Genomic DNA, 1,825 nt, shown 5'->3' with positions numbered 1-1,825 from the left:
ACCAAAGGCGAACCGACCAAAGTCCATCATCTGGACCGCGATCCCGAGTTCCTGATCGAACTGCCGGAGCGGATCGACATCCACCGGATATTCGTCGATCGCCAGGGATTGCGCTGAACGGCGAATCTGGTGGTTCGCAATCTCGCCTTCTTCGCGGTGATGTCGCTGATCTGGGGTCTGACCTGGGCGGCGATCAAGCTCGGTCTCGATGACGTGCCTCCGCTCCTGCTGGCGGCGGCGCGCTATTGCTGACCGCCGCGCTTCTGGCAACAGCGGTGCGTGGAGCCGGCGCGGCATTCGCCCACGGGCGAACGGTGGTCTCGGCATTGCTGGTCAACACCGGCACCTACGAGCGGTGAAGCGATGGCCCGCAATCCGTCCGCAGCTACCGCCGCCCGAAAAGCCGTTCGATGTCCGCCAGCTTGAGTTCGATATAGGTTGGGCGGCCGTGGTTGCAGGTGCCCGAACCGGGCGTCGCCTCCATCTGCCGCAGCAGCGCGTTCATCTCCTCGGCCTTGAGCAGGCGGCCGGAGCGCACAGAGCCGTGGCAGGCCATGGTCGCGGCTATTTTGTCCAGCCGCTCCTTCAGCGTGTCGACCGTGTCGTTGTCGGCGATCTCGTCGGCGAGGTCGCGCACCAATTGCCCGACATTGGTCTCGCCCAGCATCGACGGCGTCTCGCGCACCGCGACGGCGCCGGGGCCGAAGCGCTCGATGCCGAGACCGAAGCGGGCCAGCGTTTCCGAATGCAGCGCAAGCCGCTCGGCGTCCTCTTCCGGCAGGTCGATGATCTCGGGCAAAAGCAGCATCTGCGAGGGCACCGGGCGCGAGTGCAGCGCATTCTTCAGCGCCTCGTAGACCAGCCGTTCATGCGCCGCATGCTGGTCGACGATGATGAGCGAATCCCTGGTCTGGGCGACGATGTAGTTTTCATGCACCTGGGCGCGCGCCGCGCCCAGCACCGCGCCGAGCAGGGTCTCGGCCGCTTCATCCTGCCCTGCGCGTGCATCGGCGCTGGCAAGCGGACCGGCATCGAAAGCCGCTTGCTCGTTTTCACGCAAGCCGCGCTGCTCGAAGCCCGCACCCTCGAAACCCATATCGAGCGGCCGCTGCGACGACCGGACGGGATCGAAGCCGGACGGGCCCGACGCGCGGTAGGCCGCGTCGTAGCTGCGGTGGCCGTTTGCCGGTCCGCCGTGGCCGTAGGATGCGGCCCCTGGCCGGAACGCGGCCATCATGCCGGCGGCACCCGTGGTGGCGGCGCGGACGCCGGCATCGGCCAGTGCCTGTCGAATTGCACCGACGATCAATCCGCGCACAAGGCCGGGATCGCGGAAGCGCACATCGGCCTTGGCTGGATGGACATTGACGTCGACGATGGCCGGGTCGAGCGTCAGGAACAGCACCGTCACCGCATGGCGGTCACGCGGCAGGACGTCGGCATAGGCACCGCGTATGGCGCCGGCGATCAGCTTGTCGCGCACCGGGCGGCCGTTCACATACGCATATTGCTGCAGCGCGTTGGCGCGGGTGAAGGACGGGATCGACACGTGGCCGGTCAGATGCACGCCTTCGCGCATCGCATCGACGGCAATCGAATTGTCGGGAAAGTCGGTGCCCATCACCTGGGCGACACGGCGCAGGCTGCCTTCCGCGCTGTCATCCGCCGCCGGCAATTCCAGCGTCGAGCGGTCCGAGCCGGCCAGCGTGAAGCGCACGGCGGGGAAGGCGATGGCGATGCGCTTGACCACATCGCTGGTGGCCGAGCTTTCGGCGCGTTCGCCCTTCATGAACTTTAACCGGGCCGGCGTTGCGAAGAACAGGTC

Annotated in this window: 2 protein-coding genes; one reads left to right on the top strand and one right to left on the bottom strand. The window is 67.1% G+C overall.

Features of this window, described 5'->3' with window-relative positions; translation table 11 throughout:
- The first annotated feature begins 129 nt into the window (after positions 1-129).
- Complete coding sequence (locus tag EN893_RS39930) at positions 130-252, top strand: hypothetical protein (protein WP_256748382.1); 123 nt, start codon at positions 130-132, stop codon at positions 250-252.
- Positions 253-385: 133 nt separating this feature from the next.
- On the opposite strand, the gene mutL is transcribed toward EN893_RS39930, so the two are convergent.
- On the bottom strand, positions 386-1,825 hold a 1,440-nt coding region (mutL, locus tag EN893_RS32115; protein ID WP_128362098.1), incomplete at its 5' end, for a DNA mismatch repair endonuclease MutL.

It is taken from the genome of Mesorhizobium sp. M7A.F.Ca.CA.004.04.2.1 (assembly GCF_004022825.1).
Classification (GTDB): Bacteria; Pseudomonadota; Alphaproteobacteria; order Rhizobiales; family Rhizobiaceae; genus Mesorhizobium.
This window is presented reverse-complemented; position numbering and strand designations above follow the sequence as displayed.